21 protein-coding genes are annotated in these 26,058 nt (G+C 72.7%); 11 read left to right on the top strand and 10 right to left on the bottom strand.

Going from position 1 to position 26,058, the window contains the following annotated elements:
- Positions 1 to 56 precede the first annotated feature (56 nt).
- Genes ACIP79_RS00290 through ACIP79_RS00280 form a run of 3 tightly spaced genes read left to right on the top strand, consistent with a single transcriptional unit; the run spans position 57 to position 3,660 of the window.
- Positions 57 to 347: an SHOCT domain-containing protein gene (locus ACIP79_RS00290; protein WP_401217134.1), complete on the top strand. Its 291-nt coding sequence runs from the start codon at positions 57 to 59 to the stop codon at positions 345 to 347.
- A complete protein-coding gene (locus ACIP79_RS00285; protein ID WP_401217131.1) occupies positions 344 to 1,102 on the top strand; it encodes an ABC transporter ATP-binding protein in 759 nt (252 codons plus the stop codon). Before ACIP79_RS00290 ends, ACIP79_RS00285 begins: the two co-directional genes overlap by 4 nt.
- Positions 1,099 to 3,660 carry an ABC transporter permease gene (locus ACIP79_RS00280; protein ID WP_401217128.1) on the top strand — a complete coding sequence of 854 codons (2,562 nt, stop codon included), beginning with the start codon at positions 1,099 to 1,101 and terminating at the stop codon, positions 3,658 to 3,660. The genes ACIP79_RS00285 and ACIP79_RS00280 overlap by 4 nt, the downstream gene beginning before the upstream one ends.
- A gap of 26 nt (positions 3,661 to 3,686) precedes the next feature.
- Here the strand turns inward: ACIP79_RS00280 and ACIP79_RS00275 are convergent, their stop codons facing one another.
- Both ACIP79_RS00275 and ACIP79_RS00270 read right to left on the bottom strand, forming a co-directional pair.
- Positions 3,687 to 4,217: an ATP-binding protein gene (locus ACIP79_RS00275; protein ID WP_401217125.1), complete on the bottom strand. Its 531-nt coding sequence runs from the start codon at positions 4,215 to 4,217 to the stop codon at positions 3,687 to 3,689.
- A 215-nt stretch (positions 4,218 to 4,432) separates the two neighbouring features.
- Positions 4,433 to 4,756, bottom strand: a complete 324-nt coding sequence (locus tag ACIP79_RS00270; protein WP_383689688.1) for a hypothetical protein — start codon at positions 4,754 to 4,756, stop codon at positions 4,433 to 4,435.
- A gap of 348 nt (positions 4,757 to 5,104) precedes the next feature.
- Here ACIP79_RS00270 and ACIP79_RS00265 point away from each other — a divergent pair, with 348 nt between their 5' ends.
- The gene (locus ACIP79_RS00265) at positions 5,105 to 6,229 is read left to right on the top strand and encodes a PLP-dependent cysteine synthase family protein (protein WP_401217121.1); all 1,125 of its coding nucleotides are present in this window, start codon (positions 5,105 to 5,107) and stop codon (positions 6,227 to 6,229) included.
- A 165-nt stretch (positions 6,230 to 6,394) separates the two neighbouring features.
- Here ACIP79_RS00265 and ACIP79_RS00260 read toward each other — a convergent pair whose 3' ends face one another.
- Entirely contained in the window at positions 6,395 to 6,874 is a 480-nt protein-coding gene (locus tag ACIP79_RS00260; RefSeq protein ID WP_401217118.1) for an SRPBCC family protein, read from the bottom strand.
- 99 nt (positions 6,875 to 6,973) lie between these two features.
- Positions 6,974 to 7,819 carry a DeoR/GlpR family DNA-binding transcription regulator gene (locus ACIP79_RS00255; protein ID WP_383688888.1) on the bottom strand — a complete coding sequence of 282 codons (846 nt, stop codon included), beginning with the start codon at positions 7,817 to 7,819 and terminating at the stop codon, positions 6,974 to 6,976.
- Between the two features lie 229 nt (positions 7,820 to 8,048).
- On the opposite strand from ACIP79_RS00255, the gene ACIP79_RS00250 reads away from it, so the two are divergent.
- A complete protein-coding gene (locus ACIP79_RS00250; RefSeq protein WP_401217114.1) occupies positions 8,049 to 10,478 on the top strand; it encodes a hypothetical protein in 2,430 nt (809 codons plus the stop codon).
- Here the strand turns inward: ACIP79_RS00250 and ACIP79_RS00245 are convergent.
- The 4 genes from ACIP79_RS00245 to ACIP79_RS00230 all read right to left on the bottom strand — a co-directional run bounded on the left by ACIP79_RS00245 (position 10,448) and on the right by ACIP79_RS00230 (position 15,161).
- Complete coding sequence (locus ACIP79_RS00245) at positions 10,448 to 12,883, bottom strand: right-handed parallel beta-helix repeat-containing protein (protein ID WP_401219148.1); 2,436 nt, start codon at positions 12,881 to 12,883, stop codon at positions 10,448 to 10,450. The genes ACIP79_RS00250 and ACIP79_RS00245 overlap by 31 nt on opposite strands.
- A 158-nt stretch (positions 12,884 to 13,041) precedes the next feature.
- Complete coding sequence (locus ACIP79_RS00240; protein WP_401217111.1) at positions 13,042 to 13,647, bottom strand: hypothetical protein; 606 nt, start codon at positions 13,645 to 13,647, stop codon at positions 13,042 to 13,044.
- 186 nt (positions 13,648 to 13,833) lie between these two features.
- Positions 13,834 to 14,661 carry an MOSC domain-containing protein gene (locus tag ACIP79_RS00235; protein ID WP_401217109.1) on the bottom strand — a complete coding sequence of 276 codons (828 nt, stop codon included), beginning with the start codon at positions 14,659 to 14,661 and terminating at the stop codon, positions 13,834 to 13,836.
- A gap of 59 nt (positions 14,662 to 14,720) precedes the next feature.
- Positions 14,721 to 15,161 carry a DUF6643 family protein gene (locus tag ACIP79_RS00230; RefSeq protein ID WP_401217106.1) on the bottom strand — a complete coding sequence of 147 codons (441 nt, stop codon included), beginning with the start codon at positions 15,159 to 15,161 and terminating at the stop codon, positions 14,721 to 14,723.
- Positions 15,162 to 15,461: 300 nt separating this feature from the next.
- Here ACIP79_RS00230 and ACIP79_RS00225 point away from each other — a divergent pair, with 300 nt between their 5' ends.
- Positions 15,462 to 16,745, top strand: coding sequence for a TerD family protein (locus tag ACIP79_RS00225; RefSeq protein WP_401219146.1), 1,284 nt, complete (start codon positions 15,462 to 15,464; stop codon positions 16,743 to 16,745).
- 4 nt (positions 16,746 to 16,749) lie between these two features.
- Here the strand turns inward: ACIP79_RS00225 and ACIP79_RS00220 are convergent, their stop codons facing one another.
- Entirely contained in the window at positions 16,750 to 17,928 is a 1,179-nt protein-coding gene (locus ACIP79_RS00220; RefSeq protein WP_401217103.1) for a glycosyltransferase, read from the bottom strand.
- Between the two features lie 55 nt (positions 17,929 to 17,983).
- Here ACIP79_RS00220 and ACIP79_RS00215 point away from each other — a divergent pair, with 55 nt between their 5' ends.
- Both ACIP79_RS00215 and ACIP79_RS00210 read left to right on the top strand, forming a co-directional pair.
- Positions 17,984 to 18,769 carry a glutamate racemase gene (locus tag ACIP79_RS00215; protein ID WP_401217100.1) on the top strand — a complete coding sequence of 262 codons (786 nt, stop codon included), beginning with the start codon at positions 17,984 to 17,986 and terminating at the stop codon, positions 18,767 to 18,769.
- Positions 18,770 to 18,884: 115 nt separating this feature from the next.
- A complete protein-coding gene (locus tag ACIP79_RS00210; RefSeq protein WP_401217097.1) occupies positions 18,885 to 19,430 on the top strand; it encodes a hypothetical protein in 546 nt (181 codons plus the stop codon).
- Between the two features lie 44 nt (positions 19,431 to 19,474).
- Here the strand turns inward: ACIP79_RS00210 and ACIP79_RS00205 are convergent, their stop codons facing one another.
- Positions 19,475 to 20,536 (bottom strand): O-antigen ligase family protein, encoded by a 1,062-nt coding sequence (locus ACIP79_RS00205; RefSeq protein WP_401217095.1) that lies wholly within the window; start codon positions 20,534 to 20,536, stop codon positions 19,475 to 19,477.
- Between the two features lie 252 nt (positions 20,537 to 20,788).
- Here ACIP79_RS00205 and lnt point away from each other — a divergent pair, with 252 nt between their 5' ends.
- The 3 genes from lnt to ACIP79_RS00190 all read left to right on the top strand — a co-directional run bounded on the left by lnt (position 20,789) and on the right by ACIP79_RS00190 (position 25,988).
- Positions 20,789 to 22,423 carry an apolipoprotein N-acyltransferase gene (lnt, locus tag ACIP79_RS00200; RefSeq protein WP_401217092.1) on the top strand — a complete coding sequence of 545 codons (1,635 nt, stop codon included), beginning with the start codon at positions 20,789 to 20,791 and terminating at the stop codon, positions 22,421 to 22,423.
- A gap of 34 nt (positions 22,424 to 22,457) precedes the next feature.
- Positions 22,458 to 22,937: an NUDIX hydrolase gene (locus ACIP79_RS00195; protein ID WP_401217090.1), complete on the top strand. Its 480-nt coding sequence runs from the start codon at positions 22,458 to 22,460 to the stop codon at positions 22,935 to 22,937.
- Positions 22,938 to 23,111: 174 nt separating this feature from the next.
- Positions 23,112 to 25,988: an AAA family ATPase gene (locus ACIP79_RS00190; protein ID WP_401217087.1), complete on the top strand. Its 2,877-nt coding sequence runs from the start codon at positions 23,112 to 23,114 to the stop codon at positions 25,986 to 25,988.
- Positions 25,989 to 26,058: the final 70 nt, after the last annotated feature.

Genomic DNA, 26,058 nt, shown 5'->3' with positions numbered 1-26,058 from the left:
ATCGGAACAGAACCCGCAGCGGATCGGAGACGGTCCCGCAGAGGAGATGACCTGAGATGCAGACCCTGGCGAACTGGGACGGCGGACCCGGCCCGTGGATCCTGTTCTTCCCGCTCATCTGGGCCGCCGTCGTGATCGGCGTGGTGACCCTCCTGCGCCGCACCGTCGGGCGCGGCCGGCGCGGCCCGTGGCGCGCGACGGCCGACACCCGTCCGACGGGCGACTCGCCGATCGCGGTGCTCGGCCGCCGCTTCGCCTCCGGCGAGATCGACGAGGACGAGTACTGGCGGCGGCTCTCCGTCCTGGACGAGCAGTTCGGCCGTACCGGCAAGGGCGGTGCGGCATGACCACCGTGACCGCCACCCGGGAGGCGGCCCGCGTCACCGACGCCGTCAAGGTGTACGGCGTCGGGGACACCGCCGTACGGGCCCTGGACGGGGTGAGCGTCGGCTTTCCGGCCGGCCGCTTCACCGCGATCATGGGGCCCTCGGGTTCGGGCAAGTCCACGCTGATGCACTGCGCGGCAGGCCTGGACACCCTCACCGCCGGAGCCGCCTTCATCGGCGACACCGAGCTCGGCACGCTCGACGACCGCCGCCTCACCCTCCTGCGCCGCGACCGCGTCGGCTTCGTCTTCCAGGCCTTCAACCTCATTCCGACGCTGACCGTCGCGGAGAACATCACCCTGCCCATGGACCTCGCCGGGACGAAGGGCGACCGCGAGTGGATCGACGCGCTGATCGACGTGGTCGGCCTGCGCGACCGGCTCCGCCACCGGCCCGGCGAACTGTCCGGCGGACAGCAGCAACGCGTCGCCGTGGCAAGGGCGTTCGCCGGGCAGCCCGACATCGTCTTCGCCGACGAACCGACCGGCAACCTCGACTCGCGCTCCGGCGGAGAAGTGCTCGGCCTCCTGCGCCGGGCGGTCCGCCACATGGACCGTACGGTCGTCATGGTCACGCACGACCCGGTGGCCGCCGCGCACGCCGACGAGGTCGTCTTCCTCGCCGACGGGCGACTCGTGGACCGGATGGAATCCCCGACGGCGGACAGGGTCCTCGACCGCCTGAAGGCCTTCGACGGCAAAGGGGCGCCGTCATGAGCGCCGCGCTGCGCCTCAGCGTCTCCTCCCTGCGCGCCCACAAGCGCCGCTTCGCCGGTACGTTCCTCGCGGTGCTCCTCGGTGTCTCCTTCCTGGCCGGGACACTGGTCATGGGCGACACCCTGCGCGCCGGCTTCGACACCATGTTCGGCGACGCGACCAGCGGCACCGACGCCGTCGTCCGCGGCGCCGACGCCATCACCACACCCGGTGAGAGCGAAGGCGTACGCCGGCCCGTCGCCACCGACCTGGTGCGGACGATCGAGAAGACCCCGCAAGTGGCGGCAGCCGTCCCCGACATCCAGGGCGCGGGCCAGCTCGTCGGCGCGAACGGCGAGCCCATCGGCGGCCAGGGCCCGCCCACCCTCGCCGGCAACTGGATCGACGATCCGGAGCTCAACGCCTACCGACTCGCCGAAGGCCGCGCGCCGTCCAGGTCCGGCGAGGTCGTCGTCAACCGCGGCACCGCCGACAGGGGCGACCTGAGGATCGGCGACACCACCACGCTGCGCACCCCCGACCCCGTCCAGGTCACGATCGTGGGCCTGGCGACCTTCGGCGGCGAGGACGGCATGGCCCAGGTGACCTTCACCGGCATGACCCAGGCCGACGCCGAGAAGTACCTCACCGCCAGGCCCGGCGAGGCCGCCGGCATCCGCGTGCGGGCAGGTCCGGGGATCAGTCAGGAGGAACTCGTCTCCGCCCTGACGCCCGCACTGCCGAAGGGGGTCGAGGCGATCACCGGCCAGGAGTCGGCCCAGGAGAACACCGACATGATCTCCAGCCAGTTCCTCACCCTCTTCACCTCCTTCCTCCTGGTGTTCTCCGGCATCGCGCTGCTCGTGGCGACCTTCTCCATCCACAACACCTTCGCCATCGTCGTCGCCCAACGCACCCGCGAGAACGCCCTGTTGCGTGCCCTCGGTGCCTCCCGCCGCCAGGTCGCAGCCGCCACGCTCATCGAGGCGAGCGTCGTCGCCGTGACCGCGTCGGCCGCCGGTCTCCTCGCCGGCGTCGGCATCGCGGCCGGACTGCGAGCGCTGTTCCCGGCCATCGGATTCCCGTTCCCCGAGGCCGACTTGGTGATCAGCGGCCTGGCCATGTGGCTGCCGCTCGCGGTCGGCGTCGTCGTCTGTCTCGGCTCCGCGCTCCTGCCCGCCGTACGGGCCGGACGTACCGCACCGCTGGCCGCGCTCCGGGAGACGGCCGTCGACCGGTCCGGGGCCTCGCGCACCCGCGCCGTGACCGGCGGAGCTCTGGCCGCGCTCGCGATCGGCCTCACCCTGTTCGGCGTCCTGGCGAGCCCTTCCCTGTGGCTCGCGGGCCTGGGCGCCGTCCTGGCCCTCGCCGCCTTCGTGGTCCTCGGCCCCGTCGCGTCCTCGACAGCCGTACGCGTTCTCGGCGTTCCCCTCGACAGGCTGCGCGGTGTCACGGGCCGACTCGCCTGGCGCAACGCCCTGCGCAGCCCGAAGCGGACCGCCGCCACCGCGAGCGCCCTGATGATCGGCGTCGCCGTCGTCTCCCTGTTCACGGTCTTCGGTGCCTCGCTCAAGGCCACCATGGACCAGACCGTCTCCCGCTCCTTCGCCGGCGACGTGGCCGTCAGCACGCCGTCGTTCGGCGCCGGAGGAAGCGGCCTGAGTCCGGGACTGGCACCCGCGATCGCCGGACAGCCCACGGTCGACGACGCCGTCGGTCTGGGCCGCGGCGTCGCCGAAGTCAACGGCGAGGGACGCGCGTTGACCGTCACCGACCCGGTCGCCCTCGCCAGGGTCCTCGACCTCGGCGAGGTGCACGGCTCGCTCGGGGACCTGGGCGCCGACGGCATCGGGATCACCGGGAAGGAGGCCGACCGGCGGCACCTGACGGTCGGCGACACCACCCGGCTCGCCTTCACCGACGGGCAGAGGAGGACGTTCACCGTGCGCGCGGTCTACGGACAGTCGGAACTGGCGGGCGACTACGTCATCACCCGCGCCGCCTGGAACCCGCACCGCACCCAGGACTCCGACACACTCGTCGCCGTCTCCTTCGAGGACGGCGTGAGCGCGGCCGAGGGCAAGGCCGCCGTACAGCGGGTCGCGGACCGGTACGGCAGTCCCGAGGTGCAGACCCGCGACGAGTACGCGCGGTCCTCGGCCGGCGGCATCGACATGATGCTGACGCTGGTCTACGCGCTGCTCGCCCTCGCGGTGCTCATCGCACTGCTCGGCATCGCCAACACGCTGACCCTCGCGATCCACGAGCGCACCCGCGAACTCGGCCTGCTGCGCGCCGTCGGACAGACCCGGGCGCAGTTGCGCGCCATGGTCCGCTGGGAGTCCGTCCTGGTCGCCGCGTTCGGCACGGCGGGCGGACTCGCCCTCGGTGCCTACCTCGGCTGGGTGCTCGTCGAGGCCTCGGACGGCGCGAGCGACAGTGCCTTCGCCTTCGCGATGCCGCCCGTGCGCCTGGCCGTGGTGGCTCTGGTCGGCCTGGCCGCCGGAGCCCTCGCGGGCCTGCGTCCGGCACGTCGGGCGGCACGCCTGGACGTGTTGCGTGCCATCGCCACCGAATGACGTACGAGGAGGCTGTCACCGCCCGGTCAGCCGGCAACGGCGGACCGGGCGGGAGCGTGTTCGGGCCTGCGGCCGTCCACCGGGTGCAGATGCGTGGTGTCGATGACCGTCTCGTACAGCGGGTGGACGGGCACCGCGGCGGCGGGCACCGCGGCGGCGGGCGCCGTGGCCGGCAGGGTGAACCACACGACCTTGCCCGACTCGCCGTCGGGGCGCACCCCCCAGCTCTCGCTGACAGCGGCGACCATCGCGAGGCCGCGACCGCAGGTGGCGGTGGCGTCCGCGTCCCGGACGTCGGGAAGGCGGGGATCGTGGTCGTGCACCGAAACCGTGAGCCGGTCGAGCAGCAGCTCGATCTCCACGGTGCACAGTTTGTCGGGCTGGGCGTGCAGATGGACGTTGGTCAGCAGCTCGGTCACCCCGAGCGCGGCCGGGTCTATCAACGGGTCCAGATGCCAGTAGCGCAACTGCGCAGATACGATTCTGCGGACCTGGCCGATCCGCGACGGCAGGGCTTGGAGCTCCACCGTGCAATGCCTGCTTGGCTGGCTGATCACGGCTGCGACTCCCCGAATTGAGGTCCGGAAGAAGACGGAATCGGATCCAGCACAACGGCTTAGTGGGACAGCCGCCTGCTGATGTGACCGGCGGGCTGGTTCGCAGCGTTATCGCCGGTAAACCCAGAGTAGTGATGTGGGAACAGCGTGACCCAGCGGATGACGTCCCGCAACTCGCGGCGCTTTCCGCCCCCGCCGTCACCGCCGCCGCGACGTCAGTGCCCGCGCCCCGCGGCCTTGCGTACGGCCTCGATGAACCGGCGGGCCGACGGCGGCCCCGGCTTGCCGGGAGCGGGGTCGTGCTCGCCGAGCGTCAGGGAGTACCGCGTGCCGTTGACGTCGGCCAACGCCCGGTCCTCGGGCGCGAACCACGGCCGCGACGCCCGCACCGCCTGCACGGGCGCGCTGTCGATCTCGCTCCCGTAGCTGTTGAGCAACTCCAGCCTGCCGTCGCTGATCCGGACCCTTCCGGCCCGGGTGAGCGAACGCAGCCTCTTCCCGATCCGCACGCCTGTGGCCGTGAACTCCGGCTCGGCCATGATGTCCCGCCCCCTTCTGCGCTACGGCTGTGCTGTGCCGTGATCCAGTGTGCGCCACGCCGCGCGAGGCCGGCTCGCCCCTCGGCGAACGCCCTTGTGCCGGACCCGTGTTCCGCGGTGCAGTCTGCCCGCACCCGGCGGCCCGCACCAGTGCGCATGAGGAGGTCGCCGCCGGGACGGAAGCACTTGTCCGGATGCGCCCCCACCCCTCCGCGGTCGCTGGTCCAGGGGCGCCTTTGGGGTGCTCAAAGGTATGTTTATGCAGGTGAGAAGCGTGAGGAAGGTGCCTATGATCGAAGGTGTCCGACCTCGCGATCCGGCGTCGGCGCGATCCGAAGGAGCCCCTCCGTGAGCACCCCTCAGCAGATCCGGACCGGCGAGACCCTCGACGTCGATCACAGCGACGCGGGGTACCGTGCCTGGCTCAAAGAAGCCGTCCGTAAGGTCCAGGCCGACGCCAACCGCTCGGCCGACACGCATCTGCTGCGCTTCCCGCTCCCCGAGCACTGGGGCATCGACCTGTACCTGAAGGACGAGTCGACGCACCCCACCGGCAGCCTGAAACACCGGCTCGCCCGCTCCCTGTTCCTCTACGGACTGTGCAATGGCTGGATCCGGCCCGGCCGTCCGGTCATCGAGGCGTCCAGTGGCTCGACGGCCGTCTCCGAGGCCTACTTCGCCGGGCTCATCGGCGTGCCCTTCATCGCGGTCATGCCCCGCACGACGAGCGCCGAGAAGTGCCGCCTCATCGAGTTCCACGGCGGGCGGTGCCACTTCGTGGACGACTCCCGCAAAATGTACGAGGAGTCAGCCGCCCTCGCGGTCGAGACGGGCGGCCACTACATGGACCAGTTCACCTACGCGGAACGGGCCACGGACTGGCGCGGCAACAACAACATCGCCGAATCCACCTTCCGCCAACTGGAGTTGGAGCGGTTCCCGGAGCCCGCGTGGATCGTCGCCACGGCCGGTACCGGCGGCACCTCGGCGACCCTCGCGCGCTACGTCCACTACATGCAGTACGACACCCGCATCTGCGTCGCCGACCCGGAGAACTCCTGTTTCTTCGAGGGCTGGACCACCGGCGATCCGGACGTCACCTGCGACTGCGGCTCGCGCATCGAGGGCATCGGCAGACCCCGGATGGAACCGAGCTTCGTGCCCGGCGCCATCGACCGGATGATGAAGGTTCCGGACGCCGCCAGCGTCGCCGCCGTACGGGCCCTGGAACAGGCCATCGGCCGCAAGGCGGGCGGCTCGACAGGCACCGGTCTGTGGAGCGCGCTGAAGATCGTCGCGGAGATGGTGGCCCAGGGGCGCACGGGGAGCGTGGTGACCCTGCTCTGCGACCCGGGTGACCGCTATCTCGACAAGTACTACTCGGACGCCTGGCTGGCCGAACAGGAGCTGGACATCGCCCCGTACACGACGGCGATCGCGTCGCTGCTGGAGACGGGCGTGTGGCCGGACTGACGTGGTGTGGGTGGGGGTGCCGGGTGTGGGCTCGCGGAGGTGTCGGTCGCGGGCCGGCGTGGGTGCCAGGTGTCAGGTGGCGAGTGGCGGTTGCCCGGAGGCGGGCGCCGGGCAGCGGAGTCGCAGGCTGCCGGCAGATACACCGCCGTCCCTACGCGCCGTCGGTCAGACGTTCGTCGGCGCCAGACGCCGGTCGAGCGAGGTGACCGCGTCGCGGAACGTCCGTCCCAGCCCGGTCCGACCCAGCTTCAGTGCCAGCAGGAAGGGCGCCGTGCCGTCCGCGGCGAAGGTCCACCGCACCCGGGTGCCCGTCCCGTCGGGGGTGAGCCGCCATTCCTCGGCCAGGGCGCGGACTCCCGGCGCGTTCGTCTCGTCCACCCGGTACGCGTAGGCCTCGGGAGCCGTGGCCACCAGAACCGTCTCCCGGAAACGGATGCCGCCCCGGAGCCGGACCTCGCGCCCGGCGCCGTTCTCGGCCGGGCGGGCGAGTGTCACCGCCGAGAACCACTCGCTCCAGCCGGGAACGTCCTCGGCGAGCGCGCGGAAGACCGCCTCCGGGGGCGCCGTCACCACTCTGGCGAACACCAGACGCAGCGGGGCGGTATCGATGAACTCCGGTCCTACCGGGCGCAGTCGGCGTGCCATGTGCGGAACCCCCTGGCGGGACGCGGTACAGGGCGATGACGGAGCGCGCCCCCGCCGCGCGTCGCGCCGAGGGGCAGCGTCACCATAACTGGCGCTCCGTCAGATGTCTGTACCGTCTGCGTCCGTACCGTCCCCGGGCTCACCGGCCACCATCAGGCGCCTGAGGTGTTCGGAGATCTCCTCGCGGGCATCGGCAGGCAGCCCCGCGTCGGTGACGAGCGTGTCGACCTGCTCCAGCTCGGCGAACGAACTCAGGCCCACCGTGCCCCACTTGGTGTGGTCGGCGACCACGACGACCCGCCGTGCGGAGTGCACCAGGCGCCGGTTGGTCTCGGCCTCCGCGAGGTTCGGCGTCGACAGTCCCGCCTCGACCGATATCCCGTGCACGCCCAGGAACAGCACGTCGAAGTGGAGCGCGCCGATGGCCTGGTCGGCCACGGGACCGACCAGCGAGTCGGACGGCGTACGCACCCCGCCCGTCAGGACGACCGTGGCGGCGCCCTGCCGCTGACCGGAGACGCGCTGCGCCGAGTGGAACACGTCGGCGACCCGTACCGAGTTGGTGACCACGGTCAGGTCGGGGACGTCCAGGAGCCGTTGGGCCAGCGCGTACGTCGTCGTACCGCCCGAGAGCGCGATCGCCGTGCCCGGCGCGACCAACTCGGCGGCGGTGCGCGCGATGTCCTCCTTGGCGGTGAGCTCCAGACCCGACTTGGCCTCGAAGCCCGGCTCGTGGGTGCTCGCCTCGACGACCGGCACCGCGCCGCCGTGCACCTTCTCCAGCACGCCCTGCCGGGCGAGGGCGTCGAGGTCCCGACGGACCGTCATGTCGGAGACGCCGAGCTTGCGCGTCAGTTCGTTCACCCGGACGCCGCCGCGGCGGCGGACCTCGTCGAGGATCAGAGCGCGGCGCTGCTCCGCGAGGAGGTTCTGATTCTCACTCACGTCCGCTCCGGTCCTTTCGTCCAAGGCTGCCCGATACTCCGTCCGAACCCGCTCCCACGTGGACATTCTCCCCGTCCGAGGCCTTCAGGAGGCCTCATCCTCGCACGGGACCGGGACAGTCGCGCCACTGCCCGTACAGACTCCGGTCGCGATGGTGTCACCCGTATCGGGGAGATTCCGTGACTACGGGTGTGCATACGGTCCGCGGGCGAGATCCTTGTGCCTGCACATGACACACGGGATACACGCGGCACGGGGGAAGTGCGAAGCAGTGGAAGGCGCGCGGGAGAACGGTTCGGCGGGGGAGAGCGAAAGCAGCACACAGCGGCCCGGAGCCGCCGTGCCGGCCCTCGAACTCCTGGTTCACGGAGTCGGCGGCGCCTCACCCGAGGAGATGCTCGGCGACCCACGGACGGTCCGCGTCACCGGCGACGAGACGGCGGCCGTCTTCAGGCGTGTCACCGATGTGGACGCCGAGGAGCATCCCGAGTCCCAGGGGGACCGGCCGGTTCCCGAGGCCTACGTGTGGTGCAACCTCACTTCCGGGAACGGCTCCCGCGCGCTGTGGCTGTTGCTGCTGCCCTTCATGGTGGTCAACCTCGCGCACTGGATGCGCCCCACCACCCGGGGCCGCAAGCGCACCGTTCGCCTCTACGGCCTGCTTGTCCGGCTGGCCGGACTCACCCTCACCGTGCTCCTGGTGGCCGCCGCCTGCGAGGTCGCCCTCGACCTCGCGGCCTGGCAGTGCGCGGGCACGCGTGCGTGCGCGGAGGAGCACTCCTGGCTCGAATTCCTCTCCCCGGCCGTGTCCGACAACGGCTGGTGGAGCCAGCCCGGTCGCCGCCTCGCCCTGGCGAGCCTGGTGCCCGCCGCGCTGACCGGCCTGCTCTGGTATCTCTCCCACCGCACCTGGAGCGCGTACGAGTCGCAGCAGCCGATGTCCCGCAAGGCCGAGCCCGACGAGGAGACCGGACGGTCCGGGCTCGGGCGGCCGGGTTTCTGGTACGGGCGCAGGCTCGTGGCCCGGCTGCGCGCCGCGCACACCGCCGCGGCCCTGCTGACCGTCGCCACGACGGTCGGCACGTCCGCGGAGCGCTACGACCGGGCGTCGGACGGTCCCGCCGCCCTCGCGGCCCTGGGCCTGGTCCTGGACGCGGCCCTCGTCGTGGGCTTCGGCGTGGTGCTCTGGGTGGTCTGCCGCAGGGGCCGCACCGAGAACCGCCTCGACGAGGAACTGGACCGGCCCCTGGTGCGCCGGCTCCCCGCGGGCTCGGTCGTTCTGCTGGCCCTGACCCTGCTCTACGCCGGCTGGTCGCGCCCCGGCTGGCGGTCACAGGGGCGGCTGCCCGGAGACCTGACGTTCGGCGGCATCGCCCTCCTCCAGGGGCTGCTCGTCATCGTGCTCGGCGTGGTGGCCCACATCCTGTTCCGGGGCCGCCCCGACACGCGCACTGCGATGCGCGGACTGGCCGGCCCCGCCGTCGCGATGCTCGCCTGCGCGCTGGGCGGCGTGATGTCGGGCGGGGTGTCACAGCGCGTCGCCGACTGGCTGGACGGCACCCGGGGCTCGATCCCGGGCCCGCCGGTCCTGCTGACCTGGCAGGCCTCCACGATCCCCGCATTGCTCGTGGTGCTCGCCCTCCTCATCGGCTGGCTGGCCCGGCGCACCCTGCGGCTGCGGAAGCGGGAGACGGCCGCGGTGGAGCGCGAGTACGAGGGGGAGGGGCAGGACCCCGCACGCACGCGCCGCATCGCGAGCACCCGCGCGATGTCCGTCCTGACCGACCGGGCGCCCCTCATGGTCGCCGTGGTCTCCTCCGCCACCTGGCTGCTCGGCGCCGGGGCCGTCGCGGGCGCGCTGGCCACCGAGGACACTCCGAGCGAGGCCGCGGAAGGGACGTACGCCTTCGTGCGGGGCGCCGCGGAGACCGCGCAGGCCCTCGGATCCTGGCTGATCGGCCTCGGCTTCATACTGTTCGTCACCTGGGGCCGCCGCGCCTACAAGGACCCCGCGGCCCGCCGCACCATCGGCATCCTCTGGGACGTCGGCACCTTCTGGCCGCGCGCGGCACACCCCTTCGCGCCGCCCTGCTACGCCGAGCGTGCCGTGCCCGACCTGACCTGGCGCATGGCCGGCTGGACCCGCGCGACCGGCGGGCGGCTCGTCATCTCCGGACATTCGCAGGGCAGTGTGCTGGCAGCCGCGGCGGCCTGGCAGCTGAAGCCGTCCGTACGCGGGCGGGTCGCGCTCCTCACCTACGGCTCGCCCCTGGAGCGGCTGTACGGACGCTGGTTCCCGGCACACTTCGGGCCGGCCGCGCTCAGCTCCCTGCACCGTGACGTCGCCTGCTGGCGCAATCTGTACCGGCCGACCGACCCCATCGGCGGAGGCGTGCACGTGGCGGGCGAAAGCGGTGCCCGGGTCGACCGCGAGCCCCTCAAGGACCCGCTCGCCTACGGACGGACCGCCCTGCACCCGCTGCCCGCGCCGATCCTCGGCCACTCCGACTACCAGGCGGACCCCGCCTTCGCGGAGGAGCGGGAGGAACTGCTCGCGCGGCTGACACCGGACGTGCCGGTCCCGCGCGCACCGGGGGACGACGGCGGCGAGGCGGCCCGTCCAGGGACTCAGGGCAGCTCCGGCAGGTCCTCCGGGTAGAGCAGGGTGAGGTCGTCCGTGCTGGGCTCCGTCAGCTGGGCGACCCGACCCGCGTGCCGCTCGACCATCGCCTCGAACGTCTGGCGCGCGGTGCGGCCGTTGCCGAAGGCCGGTCCCTTGGGGATCGCCGTGAAGTACTCCTTCAGCGCCTCGGGCGCACCCGGGGCGAGGCTGTACTCGTGGTCCTCGGCCTGCTGCTCCACGATCCGGAGCAGTTCCTCGGCGTCATAGTCGCCGAAGGTGATGGTCCGTGAGAAGCGGGACGCCACACCGGGGTTGACGCTGAGGAACCGCTCCATCTCGGCCGTGTAGCCCGCCACGATGACCACCACCGCCTCCCGGTGGTCCTCCATCAGCTTCACCAGCGTGTCGATGGCCTCGCGTCCGAAGTCGCGGCCCGAGTCCTCCGGAGACAGCGCGTACGCCTCGTCGATGAACAGGACCCCGCCGCGCGCCTTGTCGAACGCCTCCTGCGTACGGATCGCCGTGGAGCCGATGTGCTCGCCGACCAGGTCGACACGGGACACCTCGACGAGATGCCCCTTCTCCAGGACACCGAGCGAGGCGAGGATCTCGCCGTACAGCCGGGCGACGGTGGTCTTGCCGGTGCCGGGTGAGCCGGTGAAGACCAGATGGCGCCTGGCGGAGGCCGCCTTGAGGCCCGCGAGCTGGCGGCGCCGCCCCACCTCGATCATGTCGGTGAGGGCGCGCACCTCGCGCTTGACGCTCTCCAGGCCCACCAGGGCGTCGAGTTCACCGAGCACGTCCTTCGGCGAGCGCGTCGGCTGCTCGGGCTCCTGTGGCTCCACGAGGGGCTCCCGCTCGGTGGTGCGCTGGCCGGGGATGGCGCCCAGCAGGTTCGTCGTCGCGCTCGACGTCTGTACGGCGGTCTCGTGCGCCGGGGACCGCAGGGAGGCGCTCTCGTCACTCGTGCAGTCCTCCACGACCGGCCCACCGCCTCCGCCGGGTGCGGAGTTGGCGTCGGCGAACTCGTAACCCCCGCGCGCGCAGCGCTCCGTGCGGCACTTCGTCAGTGTCGCGCGGCAGCCGTCGATCACGTGGAAGCCGTAACCTCCGCTGTCCGTCACCCGGCAGTTGAGGAAGCTGCCGCGCCCACCCGCCGACACGTAGAAGCCCGCCTCGGCGGGCGAGGTGACCGTGCAGCGCTCGATGGTGGGATCGGCGCCCTTGGTGACGATCACGCCGGTCTGTGTGCCGTCCACGGTGCAGCCCGACAGGGTGCCGCCACTGCCGTGGTCACGGAACCAGGCGCCCGTCGCGGCGTCCCGGATACGGCAGTCGTCGAGTTGTGCGGTGGCACCGTCGCTGACCGAGACGGCCGTGTTGCGGACCTGCGAGAGGTCGCTGTCTACGACGTCCGCACGGGAACCGCGGTCGAGGACGAACAGGGCGTCCGGCACGTCGTGGACCCGGCACGAGTCGAGCACCGCGGTGGCGCCGTCGCTGATCCACACCGCGGGGTAGTCGCCCGTGCTGTCGAAGATCTCGCACTGGTTGGCGTCCACGCGGGTGCCCGGGTCCCAGACCGACAGGCCGTTGCGCCCGAACTTGCGCACGGTGGTGCGCGTCAGCGTGAGAACCGAGCGGGAGCGCAGGTCGACCGCGTTCTCCGGGATGTCGTGGATGCGGCAGTCGGCGAGCGTGAGCACGGCGTCCGTGTCGAGGGTGATGCCGTCGCCGGTCGTACGGTGCACATCGCAGTCGGTGAGGTGGGCCGTGCCCCGGCCGGTGACCTGCACCCCGGAGCCCTTGACCTCGTACACCTCGCAGCCGACGGCCTCCAGCGAGGAGCCCTCGCCGGTCACCGACAGGCCGGCTCCGGAGGCGTGGTGGATCCGGCAGCGCTCCAGCCGCGGGCGGCCACCCGCACGGACCGAGACGCCCGACTGGCCCGCCGCGACGACCTCGCACTCCTCGAACACCCCGCCGCCGCCGTCCAGTACGGCGATGCCGATGCCTGCCGGATTGTCGACCGTGCAGCGGCGCACGGTCGGACGGGCGCCGCCGCGCACCTCGATGCCGGCGGCGGACCGGGTGACGATCCGCAGGTCGAGGAGTTCGGGGGTGCCCTCCTCGACGAGCAGCGCGGGCGCGGCCGAGTCCTGGCCCTCCACGTGCAGGTCCTGGACCACAGCCGAGGCGCGCACCGTGAGCGGCACCCCGTCCACCGGCGCGATGCGCACGGAGCCGTGCGAGCCCTCGGGGCCGCGCAGCGTCACCGCGCGCTGGACCACCAGATTCTCGCGGTAGGTGCCCGGAGCGACGGTGAGGACGTCTCCGTCGCTCGCCGCCTCCAGAGCGGCGGCCAGCGAAGCGTACTCACCCGTGCGGCGCCGCCACCGCGAGGTGCCGGTGTGCGTCACCTGGACCGTGCCCTGTGCCATGGCGCTGTTCTGCCCCCACCTCGTCATACGCGGGTCCCGCGAGGCCGAACCGATACCCCGTCGCAACGACGGCAAGCCTCTCACGACGGTGCCGAAGACCTCGGCCGGTCCACCGTAGCGTGCGCGGGGACGCGGAGTTGACCGGAGTGGGAAGGCTGTCAGCTGCCCGCGCCGGTCCTGCCCCAGTCGGGGCCCGCCCTGTCCCAGGCGCGGTCCCAACGGGCGTACCGGCGAAGGACCATGCGCCAGACGATCAGCCGCCTGGCGCCCTCGACGAGTCCGACGGCCAGCACCGTCGCGCCGAACCCGGCCAGGACGGCGTGTGTGGTGGCGGTGGCACCGTCCAGCGGGCGGGGGACCGTTCGGCCCCGCTGGTCGGTCCAGATCGTGAAGTGGTCCCCGGCGGCGGGGGACTTGATGCCGGCTGTCACCGCGCCCTGCCGCACGGTGCCGTCCGGGGCCGTCCAGTTGGCCATGACGCGGCTGTGGGTGCCCCGTCCCGAGGCTGTCTCGGGGTCGGGGTCGAGCGGGCTGCGGGACAGCTTCCTGACGACGGTGGCCGCCACCAGGTGGCGGGCCGCTCGCTGGTCGCGGACGGACTCCTGGAGGGCGCCCTGGGCGGCGGCTCCGACAGCGGCTCCGACCAGGGGCGCGACGGCGAGGATCAGTACGACGGCCGCGAGGGCGAGCCATGCCTCGGCCAGGTCGGTCCCGCGCCGCAGCGGGTTGTGCCGCCAACGCCAGAGTCCGCCGATCGCTCGCATCGGTCCGCACCCCCTTCCGCTTCCGTGATAACCCACCACGGAGCCGTTCGCCCGTCGGGCTGGGGGAAGAGAGAGCGAAATCACGCTGCCCCGGGTCTCTCAGGGACTTCTCACGAAGCCTCAACGACCGTGCCCGGGACCCGGGTTCCCCGTGTGCGTGGCCTATTCACGGAATTTTCCCGGCGGTTATCCGAGGACCGTGACGGCATCGCCGATCCGCACGGTGCCGAGGGTCTCGGGCACCAGGTCCTGTCCGAAGATCAGCCGGTCGCCGATGCGGCGGTGGCGTCCGAGCGTCCGCAGGGGTTCTCTGCCGCGCTCGGCGGTGTCCTGGTCGGTGGTGGTGACTACGCACCGGCCGCACATCTTGGCTACCCGGAAGGTGACTTCGCCGATGGAGATCCGGGACCAGTCGTCCTCGGCCCAGGCCGCCGTGCCCGCCACGACCACGTTGGGCCGGAAACGGTTCATGGGCAGGGGAGCCTCGCCGGGGTGGTCGCCCTGGGCGATGAGGGAGTTGAGGGCGTCCAGCGAGGCCGACGTGGCGAGCAGCAGCGGGAAGCGGTCGGCCAGGCTGACCATCTCGCCGGCGCGGGAATGCGGGGGATCGCCGATGGGGCGGCGCGTGGCGGGGTCGTCCAGGTGCACGAGGCGTACGTCGATGCCCAGATGGACGCTGCACCAGGCGTGCGCCGCGTCGTCCGCGAGGACCGCCTCCACCTTGGTCCCGAAGAAGTTCATCGGCGTCGTGTCCGTCGGTTCCGGCACGGCGACGGTCACCGGCTCGCGGCCGGCCGCCGACAGACGGACGCCGCCGCCGGGCACGAGCGCGGCGGCGGCGAGAGCCAGGCGTGGCTGCTGGCGTTGAGTGACGACCTTCCCCTCGGCGTCGATCAGTGCCCAGCGCCGGTCTCCGGCCAGCCCCCAGGGCTCCACCAGGGCCTCCCGGGGCGCCTGGCCCCTGAACGCCTTGACCGGATGGACATGAATCGAGTGCAGCTCCGCGTTCCCCATGACGCCATCGTGCCAGCAGGCACCGACATTCCGGTGCGAATTACTCGGTGCCCGCCCGCTCAGTACCCGCGGTACTGCTGGCCGTTGTAGGGCTGCTCCTGGTAAGGGGCGGGAGCGGGGCGGGGAGCCGCGGGGCGCATGGCCTCGTAGCCCGTGCCGGGTGCCATCGGGCGCTGCTGCTGGGGCTGGGCGCCCGGGTAGCCGCGCGGGGCGCCGGTCTGCTGCGGGATGTAGGGCGCCGGGGCCTGCTGCAGTGGCTGGGGCTGCTGCGCCTGCGGGTAGCCGTACATCGGGGCCTGCTGGGAGGGTCCGGCGGGAAGGGCCGGGAGTGCCGACGGAAGCGCGGGCAGGTGGCTGACCGACTCGTAGGCGGAGGGAACGCGGATCGGGGCGATCTGGGGGGTGCCCCGCTCGGCGACGAGCGAGTCGTAGATCGGGGTGTCCGGGAAGGACGGCGCGGAGTAGTAACCGCCGCCATAGGTGGAGCGGGGGGAGGTCATGGCACATAAGTTAAGCCCACGATGTGCTGGTTGGGGAGACCGATAAGAGGGTTGTTTTCCGCGTCGGCAGTGCCTTGGGATCCCCAATGCGAGCGAACTCGGCAAAAAAGGGCATCAAAGCGCGTTGAGATCGTGTAAAGGCCGAGTACCTGGCAGGTTACCGGCGGTTGGCCACTGAACTTCGGGACCCGATCGTGGGAGTTCGCCGCGTGGGGGATTAGGTTTGGCGGGAGCGGAGCCGGCGGACTGCCCGAGGCGACCTTCGGCGCGGAGATGACGTGATGGGGGCCGTACATGTCAATGCCTAAGGGATCCAACGTTCCCGTGCCGACGACCGCGCTGCGCGTCGAGATGGGCTGGCGTTCAGCACCGGGCGTGCCCGACGCGGACGCCTCCGCGTTGTTGCTGGTCTCCGGAAGGGTCAGATCGGACAGCGACTTCGTCTTCTACAACCAGCCGGCGCACTCCTCGGGCGCCGTGCGGTACGAGGGCAAGGGGAGCCAGGGCGGCCAGGTCACGGACACACTGCTCGTCGACCTCGCGCGCGTGGAGCCCGCCATCGAGACCGTGGTGGTGGCCGCCTCCTCGGACGGCGGCTCCTTCGGGCAGGTGCCCGGACTGTACATCCGGGTGCTCGACGGGCAGCGGGGCACCGAGATCGCCCGCTACGACAGCGCCGACGCGACCGTCGAGACCGCCTTCGTGCTCGGCGAGTTCTACCGGCGCCAGGGCGCCTGGAAGTTCCGCGCCATCGGACAGGGATACAGCAGCGGCCTGGAAGGACTGGCCACGGACTACGGCATCACGGTGGACGAGCCGCAGCGGGCGGCGGCGCCGGTGGCCCCGCCGGTGACCGCCCGGCAGCCGGTCGCCCCGCCCGTCACCGCGCGCCCGCCCGCCCCGCCGGCGATGCCTCCCGCCCCGCCCGCCGCTCCGCCGGCCCCGGTGCGTCTGACCAAGGTCACGCTCACCAAGGAGACCCCGTCGGTCTCGCTGAGCAAGCAGGGCGGCGTCTCCGGCGCCATGCGCGTGAACCTCAACTGGGAGGTGCGCAAGCAGTTCTCGGGCTGGGGCAGCAAGCTGGGCCGGGCCGTAGCGATGCACGCGGACCTCGATCTCGACCTCTGCGCCCTCTACGAGCTGTCCGACGGCCGCAAGGGGGTCGTCCAGGCACTCGGCAACGCCTACGGAGCTCTCCACCAGCCTCCGTTCATCCATCTCGACGGCGACGACCGCACCGGCGCCGTGGCGAGCGGCGAGAACCTGTCCATCAACCTCGACCACAAGCAGAGCTTCCGGCGCATCCTCATCTTCGTGACCATCTACGAAGGAGCGCGTTCCTTCGCCGACCTGCACGCCACGGTCACCCTCCAGCCGCTGAACGGCGCGCCGATCGACTTCTCGCTCGACGAGTGCACGGTGCCCTCGACCGTCTGCGCCCTCGCCCTCATCACCGGCAACGCCGGCGATCTGATCGTCCAGCGCGAGGCCCGGTACCTGGTCCCGGAGCGCGGGGTCAGCCCTCAGCGCACCGTCGACTACGCCTACGGGTGGGGCATGGACTGGACCCCCGGCAGGAAGTGAGCGGTCAGCTCTCGTCCAGGGCGGCGTCGGGACGCGTGTAGGTGCGGCCCTTCCAGGCCGCGCCCCGCCCCCTGTAGTGCTGCACCGCGGAGTCGACCGTCATGAGCAGATACAGGAACGCCGTGAACGGCAGCAGCGGCGCGAGCCACCGGGGCTGCCGGTAGTAGCGCAGCATCGGCACGTACGTCGCCGTCATCAGCGCCCACGCCAGCCCCCCGGCGCTCGCCGCCCCCGCACTTCCCCGGGCCAGGCCCGCGAACAGCGCGACCGGCGGCACCAGATACACGACCGCGAGCCCGATCACCGTTCCGGCCAGCAGCACCGGACTGTGCCGAAGCTGGGCGTACGCGCTGCGCGAGACCATCCGCCACAGGTCGTGCAGCCGCGGATACGGGCGCACGCTGTCCACGCCCTCCGCGAGCCCCAGCCAGATGTGGCCCCCGATCCCCTTGACCGCCCTGGCGAGTGCGACGTCGTCGATGACGGCGTGCCGGATGGCGTCCGGAATCCGCGCCCGCTCGGCGGTGTCCGCGCGCAGCAGGACGCAGCCGCCAGCCGCGGCGGCCGTGCGGGAGCCCCACTTCGCGATCCGACGGAAGGGATAGAGCTGGGCGAAGAAGTAGACGAAGGCGGGGACGACGAGCCGCTCCCACACGCTCTCCACCCGCAGCCGCGCCATCTGCGAGACCAGGTCGAAGCCACCGGTGCGCGCGGCGGCCACCAACTTCCGCAAACTGTCCGGCGCGTGGGCGATGTCGGCGTCCGTGAGCAGCAGGTACTCGGGTGCACGCGCGCGTGCCAGGCCGATGCCGTGGCGTACGGCCCAGAGCTTGCCCGTCCAGCCCTCCGGCGGCTCCCCCGGAGAGCCGACGGTGAGCGGCAGCCCGCCGTGCCGCGCCGCGAGCTCGCGGGCCAGGTCCCCGGTGCCGTCCGAGCTGCCGTCGTCGACCAGGAAGACCTCGGCCCGCCCCGGATAGTCCTGGGCGAGGAGCGAGGGCAGGCTCTCGGGCAGTACGGCGGCCTCGTCGCGCGCCGGTACGACGACACAGACGGAGGGCCAGTCGTCCGGCTCCCCGTGGTGCGGAGGCAGCCTCATGTCCGTACGCCAGAAGAAGCCCTGACCGAGCAGCAGCCAGAGCCAGGCGGCCAGTGATCCAACGGCGGTCCACACGACGGCGTTCACGCGGCGAAGTCTGCCCCACCCGGGGGCGCGGAGGCGGATCGTCTAAGGTGACCGGGTGAAGATCGCGCTCATGGACTCCGGTATGGGACTGCTTGCCGCCTCCGCCGCGGTACGCCGGCTGAGGCCCGACGCCGATCTCGTCCTCTCCTCGGATCCCGGCAGCATGCCCTGGGGGCCGCGCACCCCCGAAGACGTGACCGTACGGGCGCTCGCCGTCGCCGAGGCCGCCGCCCGGCTGCGCCCCGACGCGCTGATCGTCGCCTGCAACACCGCCTCGGTGCACGCCCTGCCCGCGCTGCGTGCCCGGCTCGAACCCGCGGTGCCCGTCATCGGCACCGTGCCGGCGATCAAACCGGCCGCGGCGGGGGGCGGACCGGTCGCGATCTGGGCCACGCCCGCCACCACGGGCAGCTCCTATCAGCGCGGTCTCATCCGTGACTTCGCACACGGCGTGCACGTCACCGAAGTGGCCTGCCCGGGTCTCGCGGAAGCCGTGGAGCACGCGGACCAGGCCGCGATCGACGTGGCGATCGCCGCGGCCGCCGCGCGTACTCCCGACGACGTCACCGCCGTCGTCCTCGGCTGCACCCACTACGAGCTGGTCGCCGACCGTATCCGCGCCGCCGTGCAGCGGCCCGGCCGGCCGCCGCTCGTCCTGCACGCCTCGGCCGGGGCGGTCGCCGCCCAGGCTCTGCGCAGGACGGGTCAGGTCGCGGCCCCGGAAGCCGCCGCGACCGGCACGGTCACGGTGCTGCTCAGCGGCCGGGAGGGCGCGCTTCCCGTCCCCGCCCTGGCCTACGAGGAAGGCCGCCTGCTGTCCGCGGTCAGCCCCGCGCGCTGACCGTCGTGACTCTCGGTCACGCGATGGACGCGGCATCGGCGAGGAGCCTCCACCCGGAGCAGTAACGCTCCGCGACCCGGTGCCCGCGCTGCGGAACCTGAGTACTCTCATGGACATGAGGGACCACCCCCACGGCGAGGACGCCTCGCACCCCGAGATCTGGACCGGTCGCGCGACCAACCGCGTCCAGTGGCTGCCCGCGCTCGGCGGCGCCGCCTGTATCGCGCTCGGTATCGAGCTTGCGGTCGACTCCGCGTGGACGTCCGGCAGCGCGCCGCTCGTCATGTCCGTCGTCGGATGCATCGCGGCGGGACTGCTCATCCTGTTCGGCACGCTCGCGTTCGTGCACGTCGCCGTGAAGGTGGACAAGGACCACCTGGAGGTGCGCTGCGGCCACATAGGGCTGCCCCGTCGGCGCATCCCCCTCTCCAACGTCGTGGGAGCCGACTTCGCGCCCTCGGTCACCCCCCGCCAGTGGGGCGGCTGGGGCTACCGCTGGCGGCCCGAGATGGGGACCGCCGTCATCGTCAGACGTGGCGAGGGCGTGGTCCTTCTCCTCGGGGACGGACACACGTTCACGATCACGGTGGACAACGCGGAGGCGGCCGTACGGATCATCCGCGACCACCTGCGCGCGACCAGGGCCGGCACGGCGCTCTGACCTCACGGGCCTTTGCGAGGCCTCCTGCTCTCGGCCGTCCGTGGTCAGGCTTCCGGCCGGCCACCCGTGCTCTCCGTGAGATGTTCCGGTGCCTCCTCGGACAGGGGCCGTGCGGTGGCGAGGCCGGCCAGCAGGCCCGCGCCGGCCGTCACCGTGGTGAAGCTCAGGGCGTTGCCGACCGACGCGACGACGGCGAGTGCGGTGAGGGCGGCGCCCGCCGTGAGAGCGATCGGTGTGGAACGCCGGGTGCGCCACAGCGCGTAGAGGACCCAGCAGAACACCGCCGCGAGCAGCAGCGCACCGATCACGCCCTGCTCGGCCGCCTGCTGCAAGGGGGCGGAGTGGGGTTTGCCGTCGGGCAGCAGGGACTCGGCGACCGTCGGGCTGAGTTCGCCGTAGCGCCCGGGTCCGGCGCCCAGGACCGGGTACTCACGGGCGAGGTTCAGCGCGTCGTGCCAGAGCAGGATCCGGTGCTGGGTGAGCGGGCCTTCCAGGGCGTCCGTCAGGCCGTCGGGCAGCGCGTGCTCGGTCATCGCCCAGGACATTCCCGTCATCAGCGTCGCGGCGAGGCCGAGACCCGCGAGCCCCAGCGCTCGGCGCCGCATACGGGCGGCGGCGAGGGAGCACAGCAGGACCCCCGAGCACAGGACGAAGCCGGTGGTCGACCCCAGCAGCGCCGCGGTCACCGTGATCCCTGCCGCCAGCAGCCGCAGTGCCAGGCGCAGCGCCGGCGGGTGTGCCGCCCAGGCCGCGCAGCACGCGGCTCCGGCGGAGAGGGCGAGCAGCGCGGTCGTGGCGCCGCTGTGCCCGAGGGGCGAGGTGATCCCCGCGACGGGAGCCGGGTGCGGGGCGGTGATCGCGAGGCCGAGTCCGGCGAGCGCTCCCGCGCAGGGGGCGGCGACGGGCAGGAGTGCCCCGAGGATCCGTCCGGAGGCGTAGCCGGCCGCCACGGCGAGGACCGCCAGGAGTACGCCCTCGGGCCGGCCGTCGTGCGCGCCCGCCGTGATCAGGGACCAGGCCGCGCAGGCCGCGAGCACCAGCACACCCGTGACGTCGGAAGCGTTGCGTCTCTCGCCCGCGGCCGTGGTATCGGCCGCAGACGTCATCCCCGTGGACCCCACCCCGTCGCCCCCCACCGTGACGGGCCCCGGCCCGTCGCGGACGCTTCCGGCCGCACGTCAGAGGCTCGGGCACACCGTAACGGGTGATGCACAGGTTTGTGGACAAGTTGCGCAGGAACGTTGCGGCAGATGTACGGGGCGCGCGGTGGCGGGGACCACCGGGCGCCGGTCCGCCGCCGCTCGGGGCCGGGCGGACCACGCTGTCGGCGCCCAGGTCACGCGCCGTACACTCCCGGAGTGACCGCCACCGCGACATCCGTAGACGAGCCGGAACAGCTCGAACCCCAGGCCGCGCCCGTATCGCGTGTGGCCCGACTGGCCCGTCGTCTCGTCCCGGCCGCTTCCGCGGTGCTCTCCGGTGTGCTGCTGTACGTCAGCTTCCCGCCACGGACGCTGTGGTGGCTGGCGCTTCCGGCGTTCGCGGTCTTCGGCTGGACACTGCGCGGCCGCACCTGGAAGGCGGGGCTCGGGCTCGGCTACCTGTTCGGGCTCGGATTCCTGCTGCCGCTCCTGGTGTGGACCGGTGTGGAGGTCGGTCCCGGGCCGTGGATCGCTCTCGTCCTGGCGGAGTCGGCGTTCGTCGCCCTCGTCGGCGCCGGCATCACCGCGGTCTCGCGGCTGCCGGGCCGGCCGCTGTGGGCTGCGACGCTGTGGATCGCGGGCGAGGCGGCACGCGCGCGCGTGCCGTTCGGCGGGTTCCCCTGGGGCAAGATCGCCTTCGGGCAGGCGGACGGCGTCTTCCTCCCGCTCGCCGCGCTGGGCGGCACACCGGTGCTCGGCTTCGCGGTCGTGCTCTGCGGATTCGGGCTCTGTGAGGCCGTACGCCTGGCCGTGGAGGGCCGCCGCACCCGGGTCGTGCGGCGCGGGGCCGCCGCGGTCGCCCTGCTGAGTGTCGCCGTCCCCGTGGTGGGGGCGCTCGCGGCCAGGTCGCTGGTCAGCGACAAGGCCGAGGACGGTACGGCGACCGTCGCGGTCATCCAGGGCAACGTGCCGCGCGCCGGGCTGGAGTTCAACGCCCAGCGGCGGGCCGTGCTCGACTACCACGCGCGGGAGACCGAGCGGCTGGCCGCCGAGGTCAGGGCGGGCAAGGTCGCGCGGCCCGACTTCGTGCTGTGGCCGGAGAACTCCTCCGACATCGACCCCTTCACCAACCCCGACGCCCGCGCCGTGATCGACCGCGCGGCCAAGGCGATCGGCGCGCCCATCTCGGTCGGCGGGGTCGTCGAGCGGGGCGGCAAGCTCTACAACGAGCAGATCCTGTGGGACCCGGAGAAGGGCTCGGTCGACACCTACGACAAGCGGCAGATCCAGCCGTTCGGTGAGTACCTCCCGCTGCGTTCGCTGATCGGGGCCATCAACAGCGACTGGACGTCGATGGTGAGCCAGGACTTCAGCCGCGGTACCCAGGCGGGCGTCTTCACCATGGACGGCACCAAGGTCGGCCTGGCCACCTGTTATGAGGCCGCCTTCGACTGGGCCGTGCGCGACACCGTCACCGACGGCGCCCAGATGATCTCGGTGCCCAGCAACAACGCGACCTTCGACCGCAGCGAGATGACCTACCAGCAGCTCGCCATGTCCCGCGTCCGCGCCGTGGAACACAGCCGGACCGTCACCGTGCCGGTGACCAGCGGCGTCAGCGCCGTCATCATGCCGGACGGGCGGATCACCCAGAAGACCGGGATGTTCGTGGCGGACTCGCTGGTGCAGGAGGTGCCGCTGCGGTCCTCGCAGACACCCGCCACGCGTCTCGGGATCCTGCCCGAGATGGTTCTGGTGCTGGTCGCGGCGGGCGGCCTCGGCCGGGCGGTGGCGACGACCGTGCGCGGACGACGCGGCGGCGGCGTTCAGACCGGCGTTCCCGGACGGTAACTGAGTGGTGGAAACAGGCGGTTAGGGTCGGAACATGGCTACTCCCGATTTCATCCGCACCATCCGGGCCACCGCCGGGCACCAACTGCTCTGGCTCCCCGGTGTCACCGCCATCGTCTTCGACGACGAGGGCAGGGTCCTGCTCGGGCGCCGTTCCGACACCGGCGAGTGGTCGGTGATCGGTGGCATCCCGGACCCCGGGGAGCAGCCCGCGGCCGGTGCGGTGCGGGAGGTCTTCGAGGAGACGGCCGTGCGCTGCGTCGTCGACCGCGTCGTGCTCGTCCAGGCCCTCGCCCCGGTCATCTACGAGAACGGCGACCACTGCCAGTACATGGACATCACGTTCCGGTGCCGGGCGGTCGGCGGCGAGGCGCGGGTCAACGACGACGAGTCGCTGGAGGTCGGCTGGTTCGACGTGGACGCGCTGCCGGCACTGAGCGAGTTCAGTCTGCTCCGCATCAAGCAGGCGCTGTCCGACGAGCCCACCTGGTTCGATCCCACCACCGGAGTGTGAGGCGGCCCCATCCCGTGACGGACAGGGACCTCCGTCGGATGGCGTAGTACGGGATGAAGGGCTGCCGGTTACTCCCCGTGACCATCGCGAGGGGAGCATCCTGGGCGGGCGGCACCGAGCGCCGCGGTGGTGCGCATACGGGGGTATGCGGGGAGTGAAGGGCACGGGGGCCTCATGAACGAGCCGACGATGACAGCTGGGCTGCGCGAACACCCGGTCACGGACGACGACTACGGGGAACGGGTACCGGTCGGGCGCGACCGGGAGTGCGCACTGCTGGACGGACTGCTGGAGTCGCTGCCCGAGCGGGGAGCGGCACTGCTGCTGAGGGGCGACCCCGGCATAGGGAAGACCCGCCTGCTCGACCACCTCGCCGAACGTGCGCGGGACGGTGTGCCGGTGGCGGGGAGCCCGCGGAAAGCGCCGGTACGGGTTCTGCGGGCACGCGGGATCGAGTCGGAGGCGGTGCTGCCGTACACGGTCCTCGCCGACCTGCTGCTCCCGCTGCGGTCGCACTTCGCCGGCCTGCCGTCGAGCCGTCGCCGAGCGCTGGAGACGTGCTTCGCACTCCTGGACGCCGACGAGCCGAATCCGTACGCCGTGTGCGCCGGGACGCTCGGTGTGCTGGCCGCCGCCGGAGAAGCCGGGCCGCTGCTGGTGCTCGTGGACGACCTGCACTGGGCGGACCCCGAGTCGCGGCGGGCCCTCCAGTTCGTCGCACGCCGCCTCGCCCGCGAGCGCGTGGCCCTGGTGATGGCCGCCCGCCCGGCGGCCGACGACGAGACCACCTGGGAGGACGTGCCCCGGCTGACCGTCGCGCCCCTGGCGGAGGACGACAGCCGGCGACTGCTGGAGCGCCACGGGGTCGACCCCGCGGAGCCCGCCGTCACCCGCCTGGTCACGCTGAGTTCGGGAAATCCGCTCGTCCTGGTGGAGTACGCGGCGGCGCTCGTGGACGCGAGGAAACACGGGGGCGAACTGGCCGACACCGCCTGGGAGATGCCGGGACCGCTGGTCGAACGGGCCTGGTGGGGACGGATACGGGCGCTCCCGTACGGCACGCGCACGGCCCTCGTGTACGTCGCCGCCTGCCGGACACCCGAACTCGCCCTGCTGGAAAAGGCGTTGTCCGTCAACGGCCTGTCGCTCGGCGTCCTGGAGGAGGCCGAGGAGAGCGGACTGATCCGCGCTCTGGACGACGGCTACGAGCTACGGCATCCGGTGCTCCGGCCGCTGGTGTTCGGCCACTGCTCACTGGCCCAACGGCTGCGCGCGTACCGGACGTTGGCGGACCTCTCGGCCGGGGACGAACGGACCTGGTACCTCGCCTCCGCCGCGGCCGGACCGGACGAGACGGTGGCCGCGGCACTCGCGGAGGCGGCCGGACGTTCCCGCCGCCGTGGCGCGCTCACCGCTGCCGCGCACGCCTGGCACCGCTCCGCCGAGTTGTCGCCCTCGGCCGCCGACCGGGCTCAGCGGTTGCTCGACGCCGCACGGGACGCCTTCTGGGGCGGAGCCTCCCGCGATGCCGTCGACTGGTGCGAACAGGCCCTGCGCTGGAGCGAGGACGTCCGGCTCACCGCCGACATCGAGCTGCTGCGCGGCCAGATCCGCGGCCGGCTCGGCGACCCGGGCCGCGCCCACCGCTCGCTGGTGGCGGCGGCCGAGGCGGTGCGACCGGTGGACCGCTTCCGCGCCTGCGCCCTGTACGGGGCGGCTGTCCTGCCCGCGGCGACGGACGGCCGGATCGGCTGGGCGGTCGACGCCTCGGCACGATCCGTGGCCATGGCCGACCTCGTCGAGAGGGAAACGGGCGCGGGGCCGGCCGCGCTCACCTCCCGGCACCTCGCCGACGTGATGCGCGGTTGCGCGCAGGCACTCGCCGGAGAAGTGGCCGAGGGCCGCGCCCTGCTCCTCGCCGGACGTGCGGCGCCGCAGCGTGACCGGCCGTCTGAGGAACCGCAGTTGGCGGTGCAGCTCGGCCGGGCGCTCTCCTGGGTGGACGAGCGGGAAGCTGCGACGGCGGTGCTGGACGCGGTCGTCGACGGGGCCAGGCGCGACGGGGTCCGCGCCCTGCTGCCCGCCGCGCTGGTCGGCCGGTGCGAGGTGGCGTCGTGGAGCCGCTGGCCGACGGCCGTCGCCGCGGGGACCGAAGCGCTGCGCCGGGCCGAGGAGCTCGGGCACCGGGCTGTGGCCGGGTACGCGCAGCTCCTGCTGGCGCGACTCGACGGGCTGCGCGGTGACCGGGCGGGCTGCGAGGACCGGGTCGCCGCCTACGAGCGGCACTGCGGCAAGGTGCGCGGGCTGGAGATCTTCGCGCAGTCGGCGCTGGGTTCGGCGGCGCTCACCGCGGGAGACCCACGGGCCGCCGCCGGGCACCTCGAACGCGCCCTGTCCCTCGCGCGGGAGACAGGGCTCGGCAACCCCAACCTGATGCCGTTCCTCACCGACCTCGCCGAGGCGTACGTCCGCACCGGCGAGCGGGACAGCGCCGCCCGGCTCGCCGACTGGACCGAGGGGCTCGCCCGGTCCACGGGACTCGCCTGGCCGGCCGCCGCTTACGCGCACTGCCGCGTCATGCTCGCGGAGTCCGCCGAAGAGGCACAGGAGTGGCTGAGGGTCGCCGAACGCGTCCACGCACGCGAGGAGATGACCTTCGAGCTCGCGCGGACCCAGCTGGCGTGCGGTGAGCTGCTGCGCCGCTTCCGGCGGCCCACGGCGGCTCGCGGGCTGCTTCTCGCCGCCCAGTTGGCGTTCGCCGGACTCGGCGCGGCCTCCTGGCGGTCCCGGGCGGCCGTTGAACTCGCCGCGGCCGGACACCGGGTCCGCGACGCAGGGGACCCGGCACCGCGGACCGACCGGCTCACCGCCCAGGAACTCCAGGTGGCGCTGGCCATCGGGGACGGACTGAGCAACGGCGAGGCCGCCACCGCCCTGTTCGTGTCCCGCAAGACGGTGGAGGCCCACCTGACGCGCGTGTACCGCAAGCTCGGGGTGCGGTCGCGGTCCGAACTCACCCGCTATCTGGTGCACGCCGAAGCGGTGCGCTGACGGGGGCGCGCCGACAGAGGGCGACGGCAGGGTGCGCTGACAGGGCGCGCCGACAGGGCCGGCGCCCGGG

Origin of the sequence: Streptomyces sp. NPDC088747 (assembly GCF_044751025.1) — a bacterium.
In the GTDB taxonomy this organism is placed as follows: domain Bacteria; phylum Actinomycetota; class Actinomycetes; order Streptomycetales; family Streptomycetaceae; genus Streptomyces.
The sequence above is the reverse complement of the archived record's forward strand: the minus strand, read 5'-3'. Positions and strand labels throughout refer to the sequence as shown.

Excerpts from the sequence above, each read along its gene's own strand:
- ACIP79_RS00285 (WP_401217131.1), top strand. The coding sequence starts at position 344 with ATGACCACCGTGACCGCCACCCGGGAGGCGGCCCGCGTCACCGACGCC.
- ACIP79_RS00235 (WP_401217109.1), bottom strand. The coding sequence starts at position 14,661 with ATGGGGAACGCGGAGCTGCACTCGATTCATGTCCATCCGGTCAAGGCG.
- ACIP79_RS00245 (WP_401219148.1), bottom strand. The coding sequence starts at position 12,883 with ATGGCACAGGGCACGGTCCAGGTGACGCACACCGGCACCTCGCGGTGG.
- ACIP79_RS00210 (WP_401217097.1), top strand. The coding sequence starts at position 18,885 with ATGAGGGACCACCCCCACGGCGAGGACGCCTCGCACCCCGAGATCTGG.
- ACIP79_RS00260 (WP_401217118.1), bottom strand. The coding sequence starts at position 6,874 with ATGGCACGCCGACTGCGCCCGGTAGGACCGGAGTTCATCGATACCGCC.
- ACIP79_RS00250 (WP_401217114.1), top strand. The coding sequence starts at position 8,049 with ATGACACACGGGATACACGCGGCACGGGGGAAGTGCGAAGCAGTGGAA.
- ACIP79_RS00205 (WP_401217095.1), bottom strand. The coding sequence starts at position 20,536 with ATGACGTCTGCGGCCGATACCACGGCCGCGGGCGAGAGACGCAACGCT.
- ACIP79_RS00270 (WP_383689688.1), bottom strand. The coding sequence starts at position 4,756 with ATGGCCGAGCCGGAGTTCACGGCCACAGGCGTGCGGATCGGGAAGAGG.
- ACIP79_RS00225 (WP_401219146.1), top strand. The coding sequence starts at position 15,462 with ATGCCTAAGGGATCCAACGTTCCCGTGCCGACGACCGCGCTGCGCGTC.
- ACIP79_RS00240 (WP_401217111.1), bottom strand. The coding sequence starts at position 13,647 with ATGCGAGCGATCGGCGGACTCTGGCGTTGGCGGCACAACCCGCTGCGG.
- ACIP79_RS00280 (WP_401217128.1), top strand. The coding sequence starts at position 1,099 with ATGAGCGCCGCGCTGCGCCTCAGCGTCTCCTCCCTGCGCGCCCACAAG.
- ACIP79_RS00190 (WP_401217087.1), top strand. The coding sequence starts at position 23,112 with ATGAACGAGCCGACGATGACAGCTGGGCTGCGCGAACACCCGGTCACG.
- ACIP79_RS00230 (WP_401217106.1), bottom strand. The coding sequence starts at position 15,161 with ATGACCTCCCCCCGCTCCACCTATGGCGGCGGTTACTACTCCGCGCCG.
- ACIP79_RS00290 (WP_401217134.1), top strand. The coding sequence starts at position 57 with ATGCAGACCCTGGCGAACTGGGACGGCGGACCCGGCCCGTGGATCCTG.
- ACIP79_RS00195 (WP_401217090.1), top strand. The coding sequence starts at position 22,458 with ATGGCTACTCCCGATTTCATCCGCACCATCCGGGCCACCGCCGGGCAC.